Below are 15,935 nucleotides of genomic sequence, written 5' to 3'. Positions count from 1 at the left end.
GTCAGGCGGCTCGGTCCGCCGCCTGACCACACCGGGTCAGCGGTAGTCGCCCGAGCTGCGGTAGTCGAACTCGTCCAGCGGAACGGCCTGGCCGGAGCCGGTCCCGAAGGCGCCGTACTCGACCGAGCCGCCGTCGTCGTAGCCGCTGACCGAGTACATCGCCGCCCGTGCCTCGTCGGTCGGCTCCNCCCGGATGTTGCGGTACCGGGAGATACCGGTACCCGCCGGGATGAGCTTTCCGATGATGACGTTCTCCTTGAGACCGACCAGCGAGTCCGAGCGGGCGTTGATCGCCGCGTCGGTGAGCACTCGGGTGGTCTCCTGGAAGGACGCCGCGGACAGCCACGACTCGGTGGCCAGCGAGGCCTTGGTGATGCCCATGAGCACCGGGCGGGCCGAGGCCGGCTGGCCGCCGGTCTCCACCACGCGGCGGTTCTCCGCCTCGAAGCGCGCCCGCTCGACCAGTTTACCCGGAAGAAGCGTGGTCTCCCCCGACTCCAGCACGTTCACCCGCTTGAGCATCTGGCGGATGATGATCTCGATGTGCTTGTCGTGGATCGACACACCCTGCGACCGGTACACCTCCTGCACCTGGTCGACCAGGTGCAGCTGCACCTGGCGCGGGCCGAGGATGCGCAGCACCTCGTGCGGGTCGACGGCACCGTCGATGAGCTGCGCGCCGACCTCGATGCGCTCGCCCTCGCGGACCCGCAGCCGGGAGCGGCGGGACACCGGGTAGGCGATCTCCTCGCTGCCGTCGTCGGGGACGATGACGACCTTGAAGGTCTTCTCCGTCTCCTCGATCTTGACCCGGCCGGTCACCTCGCTGATCGGGGCCTTGCCCTTCGGGCTACGGGCCTCGAACAGCTCGACGACTCGGGGCAGACCCTGGGTGATGTCGTCACCGGCGACACCACCGCTGTGGAAGGTACGCATCGTCAGCTGCGTGCCCGGCTCACCGATCGACTGGGCGGCGACGATGCCGACGGCCTCACCGACGTCCACCAGCTTGCCGGTGGCCAGCGAGCGGCCGTAGCACTGCGCGCAGACACCCATCCGCGACTCGCAGGTGAGCGCGGAGCGCACCCGCACCGTCTCGATCCCGGCCTCGATGATCTGGCCGATGACCACGTCACCGGCGTCGGCACCGGCCGGGACGACGACCTCGCCCTGGGCGTCGACCGCGTCGGAGGCCAGCGTGCGGGCGTACGCGGAGGTCTCCGCGTAGCGGTCGCGCACCAGCGTGCCGTCCGGGCCCTTGCGGGCGATCCTGGTGAGGATGCCGCGCTCGGTGCCGCAGTCGTCGTCGCGGACGATGACGTCCTGGCTGACGTCCACCAGACGACGGGTCAGGTAGCCGGAGTCGGCGGTCCGCAGGGCGGTGTCGGCGAGACCCTTACGGGCACCGTGCGTCGAGATGAAGTACTCGACGACGGTGAGGCCCTCGCGGAAGTTCGCCTTGATCGGCCGCGGGATGATCTCGCCCTTCGGGTTGGAGACCAGCCCACGCATACCGGCGAGCTGCCGGATCTGCATCATGTTTCCGGCGGCACCGGAGTTGACCAGCGTGTAGACCGGGTTGGTCTCCGGGAAGTTCTCCTCCATGGCCTCGGCGATCTTGTTCGTCGCCTCGGTCCAGATCTGCACCAGCTCGCTGCGGCGCTCCTCGTCGGAGAGGAAACCGCGGCCGAACTGCTTCTCGACCCGCTCGGCCCGCTGCTCGTACTCGTCGAGGATCTNGGCCTTGTTCGGCGGGGCCACGACGTCCTCGATCGCCACCGTCACACCGGACCGGGTGGCCCAGTAGAAACCGGCGCTCTTGAGGGCGTCCAGCGTCGCCGCGACCTGGATCTTCGGGTACCGCTCGGCGAGGTCGTTGACGATCGCCGCCTGCGACTTCTTGTTCAGCTGGGCGTTGATGAAGGGGTAGCCCTCCGGCAGCGCCTCGTTGAGCAGGCAGCGCCCGAACGTGGTCTCCAGGGTGAACGGGTCACCCGGCAGCCAGTCCGCCGGCGGCGTCCACTCGGTCGGCGGGGTGCTCTCCCGCAGCCGCACCCGGATGCGGGCCTGCAGGTGGATCTCCCGCGCGTCGAAGGCCATCTGCGCCTCGGCCACGCTGGAGAAGTAGCGGCCCTCACCGAGCGCGCCCTCGGCCAGCCGGGACAGGTGGTACACCCCGGTGACCATGTCGAGGCTGGGCATCGCCAGCGGACGTCCCGAGGCCGGCGAGAGGATGTTGTTGCTCGACAGCATCAGGATCCGCGCCTCGGCCTGGGCCTCGGCGGACAGCGGCAGGTGCACCGCCATCTGGTCACCGTCGAAGTCGGCGTTGAAGGCGGTGCAGACCAGCGGGTGGATCTGGATCGCCTTGCCCTCGACGAGCTGCGGCTCGAACGCCTGGATGCCGAGGCGGTGCAGGGTCGGCGCCCGGTTGAGCAGCACCGGGTGCTCGGTGATGACCTCTTCGAGCACGTCCCACACGACGGGCCGGGCCCGCTCGACCATGCGCTTGGCCGACTTGATGTTCTGCGCGTGGTTGAGGTCCACCAGGCGCTTCATCACGAACGGCTTGAAGAGCTCCAGCGCCATCTGCTTCGGCAGGCCGCACTGGTGCAGCTTGAGCTGCGGCCCGACGACGATGACCGAACGGCCGGAGTAGTCGACGCGCTTGCCGAGCAGGTTCTGCCGGAACCGGCCCTGCTTGCCCTTGAGCATGTCGGACAGCGACTTGAGCGGGCGGTTGCCTGGCCCGGTGACGGGCCGGCCGCGGCGGCCGTTGTCGAACAGCGCGTCGACGGCCTCCTGCAGCATCCGCTTCTCGTTGTTCACGATGATCTCGGGCGCGCCGAGGTCGAGCAGCCGCTTCAGCCGGTTGTTCCGGTTGATGACCCGGCGGTACAGGTCGTTCAGGTCGGACGTCGCGAACCGGCCACCGTCGAGCTGCACCATCGGGCGCAGGTCCGGCGGGATGACCGGGACGCAGTCGAGCACCATCCCCATCGGGGAGTTGCGGGTGTTCAGGAACGCCGACACGACCTTGAGCCGCTTGAGGGCACGGGCCTTCTTCTGCCCCTTGCCGCTGCGGATGGTCTCGCGTAGCGACTCCGCCTCGGCGGCCAGGTCGAAGTCGGCGAGCCGGCGCTGCAGCGCCTCGGCGCCCATGCCGCCCTCGAAGTACTGGCCGAACCGGTCGCGCAGCTCGCGGTAGAGCAGCTCGTCCGGCTCCAGGTCCTGGACCTTCATGTTCTTGAAGCGCTCGAAGACCCGCTCCAGGTCATCGATCTTGCGCTGGGAACGGTCGCGGATCTGGCGCATCTCGCGCTCGGCCGACTCGCGGACCTTGCGCCGCGCGTCGCCCTTGGCGCCCTCGGCCTCAAGCTGGGCGAGGTCCTCCTCCAGCTTGCGCTGGCGGGTCTCGACGTCGGCGTTCTTCTTGTCCTCGAGCTGCTGCTTCTCGACGCCGATGCGGGCCTCGAGCGTCGGCAGGTCGCGGTGCCGGCTGTCGACGTCGACCTTGGTGATCATGTAGGCGGCGAAGTAGATGACCTTCTCAAGGTCCTTCGGCGCGAGGTCGAGCAGGTAGCCGAGGCGGCTCGGCACACCCTTGAAGTACCAGATGTGGGTGACGGGGGCGGCGAGCTCGATGTGGCCCATCCGCTCGCGGCGCACCTTGGCGCGGGTGACCTCGACACCACAGCGCTCACAGATGATGCCCTTGAACCGGACCCGCTTGTACTTCCCGCAGTAGCACTCCCAGTCCCGGGTCGGACCGAAGATCTTCTCGCAGAAGAGCCCGTCCTTCTCCGGCTTGAGGGTGCGGTAGTTGATCGTCTCCGGCTTCTTGACCTCACCGAACGACCACTGGCGGATGTCGTCCGCGGTGGCCAGGCCGATGCGCAGCTCGTCGAAGAAGTTGACGTCCAGCAAGACTGTCGCCTGCTCTCTCTTTCTCAGTCGGGACGCTGCCGGGGCCCCCGGGTCGGGGCCGGTGGGCTCCTACCCGGGTGGCACGAGTGGACGGGGGCGGGGGTCCGCCGTGACCAGCCGGAGCCGGTCGGCGCATCCGCCAGGCGGACCCCCCGTCACGTCAGACCTCTTCGACGCTGCTGGGCTCACGCCGTGACAGGTCGATACCTAGCTCCTCCGCCGCGCGGAAGACGTCCTCGTCGGTGTCCCGCATCTCGATCGAGACCCCGTCGCTGGACAGCACCTCGACGTTGAGGCACAGCGACTGCATCTCCTTGATGAGGACCTTGAACGACTCCGGGATACCGGGTTCCGGGATGTTCTCGCCCTTGACGATCGCCTCGTAGACCTTGACCCGGCCCACGACGTCGTCGGACTTGATGGTCAGCAGCTCCTGCAGGGCGTAGGCGGCTCCGTACGCCTCCAGCGCCCACACCTCCATCTCACCGAACCGCTGGCCACCGAACTGCGCCTTACCACCGAGCGGCTGCTGGGTGATCATCGAGTAGGGGCCGGTCGAACGAGCGTGGATCTTGTCGTCGACCAGGTGCAGGAGCTTGAGGATGTAGATGTAGCCGACCGCGACCGGGTACGGGTACGGCTCGCCCGTCCGGCCGTCGTACAGCTCGGCCTTGCCGGAGGAGCCGATGAGCTGCGTGCCGTCACGGTTCGGCAGGGTGGCGTCGAGCAGGCCGGTGATCTCCTCCTCGCGGGCGCCGTCGAACACCGGCGTCGCCACGTTGGTTCCGGGCGGGGCGGCGTCGGCGCCGATGCCGCGCAGGCGCTCCTTCCAGTCCTCCGTGCCGGAGTCGACCTGCCACCCGGTCTTGGCCACCCACCCGAGGTGGGTCTCCAGGATCTGGCCGATGTTCATACGCCGCGGCACGCCGTGCGGGTTCAGGACGACGTCGACCGCGGTGCCGTCGGAGAGGAAGGGCATGTCCTCGACGGGCAGGATCTTGGCGATGACGCCCTTGTTGCCGTGGCGACCGGCGAGCTTGTCACCGTCGGTGATCTTCCGCTTCTGGGCCACGTAGACGCGGACCAGCTCGTTCACGCCCGGGGGCAGTTCGTCGCCGTCCTCGCGGGAGAACACGCGGACGCCGATGACCTTGCCGGACTCCCCGTGCGGCACCTTCAGCGAGGTGTCCCGGACCTCCCGGGCCTTCTCGCCGAAGATCGCGCGCAGCAGGCGCTCCTCCGGGGTCNGCTCGGTCTCGCCCTTCGGGGTGACCTTGCCGACCAGCACGTCACCGGGCGACACCTCGGCGCCGATCCGGATGATGCCGCGCTCGTCGAGGTCGGCGAGGACCTCCTCGGCGACGTTCGGGATGTCCCGGGTGATCTCCTCCGGGCCCAGCTTGGTGTCCCGGGCGTCGACCTCGTGCTCCTCGATGTGGATCGAGGAGAGGACGTCGTCCTGGACCAGCCGCTGGGAGAGGATGATCGCGTCCTCGTAGTTGTGCCCCTCCCACGGCATGAAGGCGACGAGCAGGTTCTTGCCCAGCGCCATCTCGCCGTTGTCGGTGCACGGGCCGTCCGCGATGACCTGGCCGGCCTCGACCCGGTCGCCCTCGAAGACGATGGGCTTCTGGTTGATGCAGGTGCCCTGGTTCGACCGGCGGAACTTCGCCAGCCGGTAGGTGCGCCGCGTGCCGTCGTCGTGCATGACGGTGATGTAGTCGGCCGACAGGTCCTCGACCACGCCGGCCTGGGCGCAGACGACGACGTCGCCGGCGTCCTTGGCCGCGCGGGCCTCCATGCCGGTGCCGACGAGCGGGGCCTCGGAACGCAGCAGCGGAACCGACTGCCGCTGCATGTTCGAGCCCATCAGGGCACGGTTGGCGTCGTCGTGCTCAAGGAACGGGATCATGGCCGTCGCGACGGACACCATCTGCCGCGGCGAGACGTCCATGTAGTCGACCTCGTCCGGCGGGATGAACTCGACCTCACCGCCCTTGCGTCGGACCAGGACGCGCTCCTCGGCGAACGTCCNGTCCGGGTTCAGCGGGGTGTTCGCCTGCGCCTTGACGTGCCGGTCCTCCTCGTCCGCCGTCAGGTAGTCGATCTGGCCGGTGACCCGGCCGTTCTCCACCTTGCGGTACGGGGTCTCGACGAAGCCGAACGGGTTGACCCGCGCGAACGTCGACAGCGAGCCGATCAGGCCGATGTTCGGGCCTTCCGGGGTCTCGATCGGGCACATCCGGCCGTAGTGGCTGGGGTGCACGTCACGGACCTCGAAGCCGGCCCGCTCCCGGGACAGACCGCCGGGGCCCAGCGCCGACAGGCGGCGCTTGTGGGTTAGGCCCGCCAGCGGGTTGGTCTGGTCCATGAACTGGGAGAGCTGGCTGGTGCCGAAGAACTCCTTGATGGAGGCGACGACCGGCCGGATGTTGATCAGGGTCTGCGGCGTGATCGCCTCGACGTCCTGGGTCGTCATGCGCTCGCGGACGACGCGCTCCATCCGGGCCAGGCCCAGGCGAACCTGGTTCTGGATCAGCTCGCCGACGGTGCGCAGGCGCCGGTTGCCGAAGTGGTCGATGTCGTCGACCTCGTAGTTGTCCGGGTCCTGGCCCGCGTGCAGCTTGACGATGTACTCGATCGTGCGGACGACGTCGTCCTCGGTGAGAACGCCGACGTCGTGCGCGACATCCAGCTGCAGCTTCTTGTTGACCTTGTAGCGGCCGACCTTGGCGAGGTCGTNGCGCTTCGGGTTGAAGAAGAGGTTCTCCAGCAGGGTCTGCGCCGACTCCCGCGTCGGCGGCTCGCCCGGGCGCAGCTTGCGGTAGATGTCGAGCAGGGCGTCGTCCTGGCTGGAGGTGTGGTCCTTCTCCAGCGTCACCCGCATCGACGGGAAGTCGCCGAACCGCTCCAGGATGCGCGCCTCGTCCCAGCCGAGCGCCTTGAGCAGGACGGTGACGGACTGGCGACGCTTGCGGTCGATACGCACGCCGACGGTGTCGCGCTTGTCGATCTCGAACTCGAGCCAGGCCCCACGCGACGGAATGACCTTGCAGGAGAACAGGTCCTTGTCGGACGCCTTGTCGATCGCCTTCTCGAAGTACACACCCGGGGACCNGACGAGCTGGCTGACCACCACGCGCTCGGTGCCGTTGATGACGAAGGTGCCCTTCGGGGTCATGAGCGGGAAGTCGCCCATGAACACCGTCTGGCTCTTGATCTCACCCGTGGTGTTGTTGGTGAACTCGGCGGTGACGAACAGCGGCGCCGAGAACGTCATGTCCTTGTCCTTGCACTCCTCGACGGAGTACTTGGGAGGCTCGAACCTGTGATCCCGGAAGGACAGGGACATCGAGCCGGAGAAGTCCTCGATCGGTGAGATCTCCTCGAAGACCTCCTCGAGCCCGGAGGTGATGGGAACGTCGTTCCGGTCGGCGTCGATGGCCTCCTGGACCCGTTCCGCCCAGATGTCGTTGCCGATCAGCCAATCGAACGACTGCGTCTGCAGGGCGAGAAGATCCGGGACCTCGAGAGGCTCGATGATCTTTGCGAACGAGATGCGGGAGGCGGAACGCGAGGCGGCCAAGGTNGTCCTTCCGGTGGCCTGATCGTGGGGCTGGCGTCGCGGATGTCAAGGATCCGTAAGGGGGTGGTCAGGTGATCAGTGTCTCGCTACGGTTATGCGGAACATCGGCGGGGGGTATCCCGGCAGTGCGAGGATCCCGAAGTGAAGACCCCTTCGCCGGTACGACAGTCCGCCCGGCTCGCGCCGGTACGGCGGCCCGCCGGGCAGTGCCCGTCGCGGACGCCGACGCGAGCGGGGCAGGCGAGTCGAGCGAGGTAGGCAAGTCGAGCGGAACGACCGGGGCAGACGTCCGCGTAGGCCCGCAGCCACGGGGGCTTCGGGCGCGACAAAGCCGCCGCGGGTCTGGTCGGCGGGCGCTGGATATGTCCACGCGCTGCCGGCGCGGCGATCTCGGATCGACGTGTCGGTGCAAGGGCGAGAAGTCTCGTTCGGGTCTCGGTTACGGACAGCCGGGCCGCCGTGCTCGGGTACGAGACACGGCCACGCCGCTCCCGCGTCACCCCGAACCCACGAAGGCGGCAGGTGCCCGGCCGGTTGGCCTGGGGACCGCGGACCGCCCCGCGGCGCGAACCCGATCACCCCGAAGGGCCGGATTCCGATGTCGAACGTGTGACCGACGAGCCCGATGTAACGAGAAAGACAGCGCAAACTAGCAGTGTAGCCGAAGGCTTCACTGCTGGCAAGGACGAGACCGTGGGACGTCTCGCGCCGCTTCCCGACCAAGGTTCGCGAAATGATGGAACTCCGTTGCCGGGGAGCTCGTCAAGGTCCCAAAGGCAACACCGTCACGAGCGCGGGCCCGTGGCTACGGGCAGTCCCGGCCGCGCGCGGCCCTGACGGGGCCGCGCAGCCACGCTCCCCGGCCGGCCGGCCAACCCCGAACATGCGCCGCGAAAAGGCCATTCATGCATGAGACGGGCGATAAGGTCACCCGAATCGGACCGGCCGGCGGCCGCCGACGAGCCGCTGGTGGCCCAGGGGCTCGTCACCCGGCGCAGCGTACCCGCCGGGCCGCCGCCACCTAGGTCTTACCACCCATGGCGCTCCGTGCCGAGCGGAGCAAAGCCCGCCCGGCGACGGGGCCTCCCGGCCACCACCGCAATACCGGGTAGCCGCCCGGTGTCCCCTGCCCCGGCGCCGCCAGCCGGCGCCGCCCGCCGGCGCCGCCAGCCGAGGCCGCCGCGCCCGTGCCGTCGCGCCCGTGCCGTCGCGCCCGTGCGGACGTGCCCCTGCCATCGTGCCCGGGTGCGTCGTGCCGGTACCGCGTGGCCGGCGGGGGACGACGAAGCCCCCGCCCGAGAAGATCCGGGCGGGGGCTTCGAGGCGTGAACTACTTGACGGTCACCGTCGCGCCGGCGCCCTCGAGGGCCGCCTTGGCCTTGTCGGCGGCCTCCTTGGCAACCTTCTCCAGGACGGGCTTGGGTGCCCCGTCGACGAGGTCCTTGGCCTCCTTCAGGCCCAGGCTCGTCAGCGCGCGGACCTCCTTGATGACCTGGATCTTCTTGTCACCGACGGACTCCAGGATCACGTCGAACTCGTCCTGCTCCTCGGCGGCGGCAGCCTCGCCGCCGGCGCCACCGGCAGCCGGCGCGGCCGCGACGGCCACCGGAGCGGCGGCGGTCACGCCGAAGGTGTCCTCGAACTCCTTCACGAACTCGGAGAGCTCCAGGAGAGTCATCTCCTTGAAAGCGTCGAGAAGCTCGGTGGTCGAAAGCTTCGCCATGGTGGCGGTTCCTTCCTGGTAATGCCGATCAGATGATCCGGCACCCGGTCAGACCGGGCATTCGTCAGATGTGTGATCCGTGGTGAGCGGGAATCGCTCAGGCGTCGGCGGTAACCGCCTCGGCCGCGGCCGGCTCGGCGGTGGCCTCGGCGCCGGCGGTGGCCTCGCGCTGTGCGCGCAGGGCCTCCGTGAGCCGGGCCACCTGCGACAGCGGAGCCGCGAACAGGCCGACGGCCTTCGCCAGCGAGCCGTTCATCGCCCCGGCCATCTTGGCGAGCAGAACCTCGCGGGACTCCAGATCGGCGAGCCTGCGGATCTCGTCCGCGGTCATCGCCTTGCCCTCGACGAACCCGCCCTTGACCACCAGGGCCGGGTTGGCGCGGGCGAAGTCCCGCAGCCCCTTCGCCGCCTCGACCGGGTCGCCGCCGACGAAGGCGACGGCGGTCGGGCCGACAAGCAGCTCGTCGATTCCGGAGACCCCGGCCTGCGCCGCCGCGATCTTGGTAAGCGTGTTCTTGACCACCGAGTAGCGGGTGGTCTCGCCGAGGGTGCGACGCAGCTCGGTGAGCTGGCTCACCGTGAGGCCGCGATACTCGGTCAGCACCGCGGCGGACGAACCACGGAACTCCTCGGCGATCTCCGCCACGGCGGCGGTCTTCTCCGAGTTCGCCATCGGGCTCCTTCAGGGGTCGGCCGGCCATGCCGACAGGCCCTGGAAACGACGAACGCCCCGGCGCAGAGGCGCGGGGCGTCACAAGAACCGATTATGTTCTGACGGCTGGCGGCCATCCTGGATGGCCGGCAACGATCTCGACAGTCTCCGGAGCAACTTCCCGTCCGCCACCTGCACGGGCCGCTCGGGAAACCCGAGCCTTCGGCCTCCAGTGCCTGGACCCCGTAACACCCGGAGCCCTGACGGCTGGAGAACGACCAGCGGTCTTCGGTGTGGAACTGTTCATGATATTAGCAGGTCGCGGCGAACCCGGCCGCGGCGGCCCGCCGCGGCGTCACCGGCCTCCGCGGCGAGGCCCGCCGCTTCGCTCCGGGGCCGGAACCGGCGCGGCGGACGCGGTGAGGGGCACGCCCGCGAACGGTGCGTGCCCCTCATACGTCTGCTGGCCTGCGGCCGTACGTGCTGGTACCGGCTGACCCACCGAGCAGGGCGACCAGGCGGTCGGTGTGCGGCGACCGGTCAGGCCGACGCTTCCTCCAGCAGGTTGCGGGTCCGGTTCGGGTCGACCGGGATGCCGGGGCCCATCGTGGTGGCGAAGGTGATCTTCTTGAGGTAGCGCCCCTTCGCCGCGGACGGCTTGACCCGGACGATCTCGTCGAGCGCGACGCCGTAGTTCTCGATGAGCTGGGTCTCGGTGAAGCTGACCTTGCCGATGACGATGTGCAGGTTCCCCTGCTTGTCGACCNGGAAGTTGATCTTACCACCCTTGATGTCCCCGACGACCTTCGCGACGTCGAGCGTGACCGTGCCGGTCTTCGGGTTGGGCATCAGGCCGCGGGGGCCGAGGATGCGGGCGATCCGACCGACCTTCGCCATCTGGTCCGGCGTGGCGACGGTGGCGTCGAAGTCCAGGAAGCCCTCCTGGATGCGCGCGACGAGGTCGTCGCTGCCGACGATGTCCGCGCCGGCGGCAGTCGCCTCGGCGGCCTTCTCACCGGCGGCGAAGACGGCGACCCGCGGCGACTTGCCGGTGCCGTGCGGCAGGTTCACCGTGCCGCGCACCATCTGGTCGGCCTTGCGGGGGTCCACACCGAGGCGGATCGCGACCTCGACGGTGGCGTCGTACTTCGTGGACGACGTCTCACGGGCCAGCCGGGCGGCGTCCAGCGGACTGTAAAGAGCGGCCGGATCGATCTTCTCGGCGGCCGCGCGGTACGCCTTGCTGCGCTTCATGTGCTCTCCCTGTGGTGTTGGCGGGTCCTGGTCCGACGCCGGCTCCGGGGTCCCCCGGCCCGGGCCCGGTGACAGGCCCTCCCACATACCTGGCCGCGGCTGTCTCGCCGCGGCCACCATGCCCACGGTGTGCCGTGGGCGGCCTTGATCCTTGGACGGACCTACTCGCCGACGGTGATACCCATCGACCGGGCCGTGCCCGCGATGATCTTCTCCGCGGCCTCGATGCTGTTCGCGTTGAGGTCCGGGAGCTTCGTCTGAGCGATCTCGCGCACCTGCGCCTGGGTCAGCTTCGCCACCTTGATGCGGTGCGGGGTGCCGCTGCCCTTGTCGACCCCGGCGGCCTTGAGGATCAGCCGCGCGGCCGGNGGTGTCTTGGTGACGAAGGTGAACGAGCGGTCGTCGTACACCGTGATCTCGACCGGCACGACGTTGCCGGCCTGCGACTCGGTGGCCGCGTTGTACTGCTTGCAGAACTCCATGATGTTCACGCCGTGCTGGCCCAGCGCGGGGCCGACCGGCGGCGCCGNGGTCGCCTTACCGGCGTTGATCTGGAGCTTGATCAGCGCAGTGATCTTCTTCTTCTTGGGAGGCATCTGCTCGTCTTCCTACCGGGGTTCTACGGAGCGGATCAGATCTTCGCGACCTGGTTGAACTGGAGCTCGACCGGGGTCTCCCGACCGAAGATGGAGACCAGCACCTTCAGGCGCTGCGCGTCGAGGTTGATCTCGCTGATGGTGGCCGGCAGCGTGGCGAACGGGCCGTCCATCACGGTGACGGACTCCCCGACCTCGAACTCCTGGGCCTTGACCGTCTCGACCTTCTTCTCCTTCGGCGCGGCCGGCGCGAGGATGGCGACCACCTCTTCGCGGCGCAGCGGCGACGGGCGGTTCGTGAGGCCGACGAACCCGGTCACTCCCGGCGTGTTCCGGACTGCCGACCAGGACTGGTCCGTGAGGTCCATCCGGACGTAGATGTAGCCGGGATACTTCTTCTGCTGGACGAGCTGGCGCTTGCCGTTCTTGACGACCGGGACCTCCTCGGTGGGCACCTCGATCTGGAAGATGTAGTCCTCCATGTTGAGGCTGGAGATCCGGGTCTCGAGGTTGGCCTTCACCTTGTTCTCGTAACCNGCGTAGGAGTGCACGACGTACCACTCGCCGGGGGCCTCCTCCAACGCGCGGAGCAGGTCGTCCGCGTCGTCGTCCGCCTCCGGCTCGGCGGCCGCGGGCGGCTCGGCCGGCGGCGGCGTGGCGGCGTCCGCCTGGTTCACGGACTCGGCGTCGTCGAGCTCAGGTGCTGCCGCGGCATCCGTGCTCGCGACCTCGTCACGCTCGAACGCCGCGACGGGGTCGAGACGGCCGAGGGCCTCCCCCTGCTCGGAAGAGGCGTGATCGGGAGACTGGGACACGCGGCCGAACCTTCTCTCGTGGAGGTGCACTGTGGGTGGTTTTCTCGCTGGCGGCCGTCGCCCGCCGAGCGGGCCCGCGGGTAACCGGACCCACCCGCGGCTCGCGCCCCTGGGAGGCATCGTCCCGCGCGCGGGACGACCGGACGAACCGGGACCCGGACCAGGCGCCTGACCGCGCCGACAGTCAGCCGGCTCGGCCTCAGCCCGCGGCGGCTCCGGCGTCAGCCGAAGACCGCGATGACCGCTTTCGTCAGGCCGAAGTCGAGGGTAGCCACGAAGGCCGTCATCACCGTGACGAAGACGAGCACGACGATCACGTAGGTGATCAGCTCGCTCCTGCCCGGGTAGACGACCTTGCGAAGCTCCGCGATGACCTCGCGGACGAACTGACGAATCCTGCGGACAATCGAGAACGGCGACCGACGGCGATCGGCCCGGGCGGACCGGCCGGCCCGCGGTGCCGCGTCACGCGTATCGGTCGCCACTCAGCTCCACCCNCTCGTTCGTCGGTCCAACGCAGGGGCGACAGGACTCGAACCTGCAACCGCCGGTTTTGGAGACCGGTGCTCTACCAATTGAGCCACGCCCCTTAGACGTACTCGGACTTCCGACAGAATCCGCCGCCGAGATTCCCTCCGGGCCGACTCCCCCCGGAGGTCTCCGCGCGTCCTGCGCGTCGATCCTCTCAGAAGGCTCGTTTCCCTGGAGGTAGGCCGGCAAGCGGGGCCGACAGACCGAGCGGATCGAGCATACCCCTTCATCGCCGGGAAGCTGGCCGCACGGTGCTCCCCGACGTCCGCAGGTCGCCCCAGGAGGGGCCGGACNGGCCAGCCCGAGACCGCGCTCCCGTGGCAGCATGGCTGCCATGAGCAGGATCTCCCACCGCATCGCGGGCATCGCGCCATCCGCGACTCTAGCCGTCGACGCGACCGCCAAGGCGATGCGCGCCGNGGGCAGGGACGTGATCGGCTTCGGTGCAGGCGAGCCCGATTTCCCCACGCCCGAGCACATCGTCGCCGCCGCGGAGAAGGCGTGCCGCGAGCCGAGCATGCACCGCTACACCCCGGCCGCGGGCCTGCCGGACCTGCGGGAGGCCGTCGCGGAGAAGACGAGGCGGGACTCCGGCCTGGTCGTCGAACCGAGCCAGGTCCTCATCACCAACGGCGGCAAGCAGGCCGTCTACCAGGCGTTCGCGACCCTGCTCGACCCGGGCGACGAGGTTCTGCTGCCGGCGCCGTACTGGACGACCTACCCCGAGGCGATCCGCCTCGCCGGCGGCGTTCCCGTCGACGTCGTCACCGGGCCCGAGGCCGGATACCGCGTGACCGTCGAGCAGCTCGAGGCCGCCCGGACCCCCCGTACCAAGGTTCTCCTCTTCTGCTCCCCCTCCAACCCGACCGGCGCGGTGCACACCCCGGACGAGGTGCGCGCCATCGGCCGCTGGGCCGCCGAGGCCGGCGTCTGGGTCATCAGCGACGAGATCTACGAGCACCTGGTCTACGGCGACGCCCGGTTCTCCTCGATGCCCGTCGAGGCCCCGGAGCTGGCCGACCGGTGGATCGTCGTCAACGGCGTGGCGAAGACCTACGCCATGACGGGCTGGCGGGTCGGCTGGCTGATCGCCCCGCTCGATGTCATCAAGGCGGCCACCAACCTGCAGTCCCACGCGACCTCGAACGTCTGCAACGTGGCCCAGGCCGCGGCGCTCGCGGCCGTCGCGGGCCCGCTCGACGCCGTCTACGAGATGCGCTCCGCCTTCGACCGCCGGCGCAGGACCATGCACGAGATGCTCGTCCAGATCCCCGGGGTGCAGTGCCCGCTGCCGGACGGCGCCTTCTACGCCTACCCATCGCTCGAGGGCGTGATCGGTCGCACCCTGCGCGGACGCACGCCCGCCACATCCGCTGACCTCTGCCAGCTGATCCTGGAGGAGGCCGGGGTCGCGATCGTCCCCGGCGAGGCGTTCGGGACCCCGCGGTTCGCACGCCTGTCGTACGCGCTCGGCGACACCGACCTCGTCGAGGGCGTCCGCCGGCTCGCCGCCCTGCTGGCCGAAGCCGCCTGAGAACCGAAGCCGCCTGAGAACCCAGGCTGCACGAGAACCCAGGTTGCACGAGTAACAGCACCTGCTAACCACCACGTCTAACCACCACGTCGACCCGGGCCCCGCGGCCGTCCGCCGCGGGGCCCGTCCGCGTTCGTGGGACCCGCGGGACCGGCGGTCAGGCGACCGGCGGTCAGGCGGGCGCCGGCCTCAGGCGAGCTGCACGGTCGCGCGGGCGGCCATGAGTGCCTTCGCTCCCTCATGGCGCACCGTGAGGTTCACCACGACCCGGCCGCCGTCCAGCTTCTTCTCCACCACGCCGCGGACGGAGACTTCGGCACCTTCGTCCCCATCGGGCACCACAACCGGTGAGGAAAACTTCACACCGTATTCGAGGACCGCGGCCGGGTCACCGACCCAGTCGGTCACCAGGCGCCCGGCCGTCGCCATCGTGAGCATGCCGTGCGCGAGCACGCCGGGCAGCTCCGCCTCACGCGCGGCCCGCTCGCTCCAGTGGATCGGATTGAAATCGCCGGACGCGCCGGCATAACGCACCAGATCGGCCCGCCGCAGGGTGAAGACCCGGTCGCCGATCTCGGTGCCTACCTCGACCTCGTCGTAGGTGACGGCAGGGGGCATCTACAGCTCCGATCAGTCGGTCACCGGGGCGGCGCAGTGCCGCGGGACACCAGACTGCACGTGCCCTCGGCCACCAGCTCGCCACTCGTCGTCGTGAACTCGTAGGTCGTCACCAGCACCTCGTTGCGCCCGACGGAGCGGATGGAGGCCAGCGTCGACCGCACGACCAGCTCGTCGCCCGCCACGACCGGGCGGTGCAGGGTGAACCGCTGCTCGCCGTGGACGACGAGCGCGTAGTCCAGCCCCAGGGCCGGATCGTCCGTCGGCAGCCCAAGTTCACCCGGGATCGCCGTGACGAGGAAGGTCGGCGGTGCGAGCAGGTCCGGGTAGCCCGCGGCCTTCGCCGCCTCCTGGTCGAGATACAGGGGATTGCCGTCGCCGATCGCGCGCGCGAACTGGCGGATGTGCTCTCTGCCCACCTGGAACGGCGTGTCGGAGACGTAGCTACGTCCGNCGAAGTCCTGGTTCAGCGGCAACGCACGCTCCGATCTCGACAGGGTCCGATCTCGACGGCCTCGGATCCGGCTCCGCGGCCGGATCGGACCGGTTCAGGACCCTACCGGGATCGCGGTGGCGGTGGCCCGGTCTGCCCGATCAGATGATCGAAGAAACAACGAAACCGGGCGGGTCCGAGTGATTTCGGACCCGCCCGGCATACGTCGATCACCCCCTGGCCGGCGACGGCACCGCCCACCCGGA

General features: G+C 69.5%; 7 protein-coding genes, 1 tRNA gene and 13 pseudogenes. 1 reads left to right on the top strand and 20 read right to left on the bottom strand.

Annotated elements, in window-relative coordinates; all coding sequences use genetic code 11:
* Positions 1 to 188: 188 nt before the first annotated feature.
* The 18 genes and pseudogenes from UG55_RS35080 to UG55_RS10275 form a co-directional block, all read right to left on the bottom strand.
* Positions 189 to 1,739: pseudogene (locus tag UG55_RS35080) on the bottom strand (DNA-directed RNA polymerase subunit beta'); the annotation flags it as partial.
* A 1-nt stretch (position 1,740) separates the two neighbouring features.
* Positions 1,741 to 3,927: DNA-directed RNA polymerase subunit beta' (gene rpoC / locus UG55_RS35075; protein WP_242424109.1), on the bottom strand; the 2,187-nt coding region annotated here is incomplete at its 3' end.
* A 160-nt stretch (positions 3,928 to 4,087) separates the two neighbouring features.
* A pseudogene (locus tag UG55_RS35070) lies at positions 4,088 to 5,174 on the bottom strand (DNA-directed RNA polymerase subunit beta); the annotation flags it as partial.
* Position 5,175: 1 nt separating this feature from the next.
* Positions 5,176 to 5,961 (bottom strand): annotated as a pseudogene (locus tag UG55_RS35065) (DNA-directed RNA polymerase subunit beta); the annotation flags it as partial.
* A gap of 1 nt (position 5,962) precedes the next feature.
* A pseudogene (locus tag UG55_RS35060) lies at positions 5,963 to 6,669 on the bottom strand (DNA-directed RNA polymerase subunit beta); the annotation flags it as partial.
* 1 nt (position 6,670) lies between these two features.
* Positions 6,671 to 7,044, bottom strand: a pseudogene (locus UG55_RS35055) (DNA-directed RNA polymerase subunit beta); the annotation flags it as partial.
* A gap of 1 nt (position 7,045) precedes the next feature.
* Positions 7,046 to 7,513, bottom strand: a pseudogene (locus UG55_RS35050) (DNA-directed RNA polymerase subunit beta); the annotation flags it as partial.
* A gap of 1,330 nt (positions 7,514 to 8,843) precedes the next feature.
* Complete coding sequence (rplL, locus tag UG55_RS10305) at positions 8,844 to 9,236, bottom strand: 50S ribosomal protein L7/L12 (protein ID WP_066066319.1); 393 nt, start codon at positions 9,234 to 9,236, stop codon at positions 8,844 to 8,846.
* 97 nt (positions 9,237 to 9,333) lie between these two features.
* The gene (gene rplJ, locus UG55_RS10300) at positions 9,334 to 9,909 is read right to left on the bottom strand and encodes a 50S ribosomal protein L10 (RefSeq protein WP_066066316.1); all 576 of its coding nucleotides are present in this window, start codon (positions 9,907 to 9,909) and stop codon (positions 9,334 to 9,336) included.
* Between the two features lie 519 nt (positions 9,910 to 10,428).
* A pseudogene (locus UG55_RS35045) lies at positions 10,429 to 10,654 on the bottom strand (50S ribosomal protein L1); the annotation flags it as partial.
* 1 nt (position 10,655) lies between these two features.
* On the bottom strand, positions 10,656 to 11,142 hold a 487-nt coding region (gene rplA, locus UG55_RS10295; protein ID WP_242424108.1), incomplete at its 3' end, for a 50S ribosomal protein L1.
* Positions 11,143 to 11,303: 161 nt separating this feature from the next.
* A pseudogene (locus tag UG55_RS35040) lies at positions 11,304 to 11,510 on the bottom strand (50S ribosomal protein L11); the annotation flags it as partial.
* Between the two features lies 1 nt (position 11,511).
* Positions 11,512 to 11,671, bottom strand: a pseudogene (locus tag UG55_RS35035) (50S ribosomal protein L11); the annotation flags it as partial.
* Position 11,672: 1 nt separating this feature from the next.
* Positions 11,673 to 11,738 (bottom strand): annotated as a pseudogene (locus UG55_RS35030) (50S ribosomal protein L11); the annotation flags it as partial.
* A 35-nt stretch (positions 11,739 to 11,773) separates the two neighbouring features.
* A pseudogene (gene nusG / locus UG55_RS35025) lies at positions 11,774 to 12,274 on the bottom strand (transcription termination/antitermination protein NusG); the annotation flags it as partial.
* A gap of 1 nt (position 12,275) precedes the next feature.
* Positions 12,276 to 12,553, bottom strand: a pseudogene (locus tag UG55_RS35020) (transcription termination/antitermination factor NusG); the annotation flags it as partial.
* Positions 12,554 to 12,774: 221 nt separating this feature from the next.
* Positions 12,775 to 13,038: a preprotein translocase subunit SecE gene (gene secE, locus UG55_RS10280; RefSeq protein ID WP_066066306.1), complete on the bottom strand. Its 264-nt coding sequence runs from the start codon at positions 13,036 to 13,038 to the stop codon at positions 12,775 to 12,777.
* A 32-nt stretch (positions 13,039 to 13,070) separates the two neighbouring features.
* Positions 13,071 to 13,143: transfer RNA gene (locus UG55_RS10275), tRNA-Trp, on the bottom strand.
* A gap of 361 nt (positions 13,144 to 13,504) precedes the next feature.
* Between UG55_RS10275 and UG55_RS10270 the strand changes: the two genes are divergently transcribed.
* Positions 13,505 to 14,618, top strand: a 1,114-nt coding sequence (locus UG55_RS10270; RefSeq protein ID WP_242424107.1) for a pyridoxal phosphate-dependent aminotransferase, incomplete at its 5' end; no start/stop codon positions are given.
* Positions 14,619 to 14,807: 189 nt separating this feature from the next.
* Here UG55_RS10270 and UG55_RS10265 read toward each other — a convergent pair.
* Together UG55_RS10265 and UG55_RS10260 are read right to left on the bottom strand one after the other, a co-directional pair.
* Entirely contained in the window at positions 14,808 to 15,236 is a 429-nt protein-coding gene (locus UG55_RS10265) for a MaoC/PaaZ C-terminal domain-containing protein (RefSeq protein ID WP_066066300.1), read from the bottom strand.
* A gap of 20 nt (positions 15,237 to 15,256) precedes the next feature.
* Positions 15,257 to 15,689, bottom strand: a pseudogene (locus tag UG55_RS10260) (MaoC family dehydratase N-terminal domain-containing protein); the annotation flags it as partial.
* Positions 15,690 to 15,935 lie beyond the last annotated feature (246 nt).

Source organism: Frankia sp. EI5c, assembly GCF_001636565.1.
GTDB lineage: Bacteria > Actinomycetota > Actinomycetes > Frankiales > Frankiaceae > Parafrankia.
Note: the sequence above shows the minus strand (reverse complement) of the source record. Positions and strands in the feature narration are given on the sequence as shown.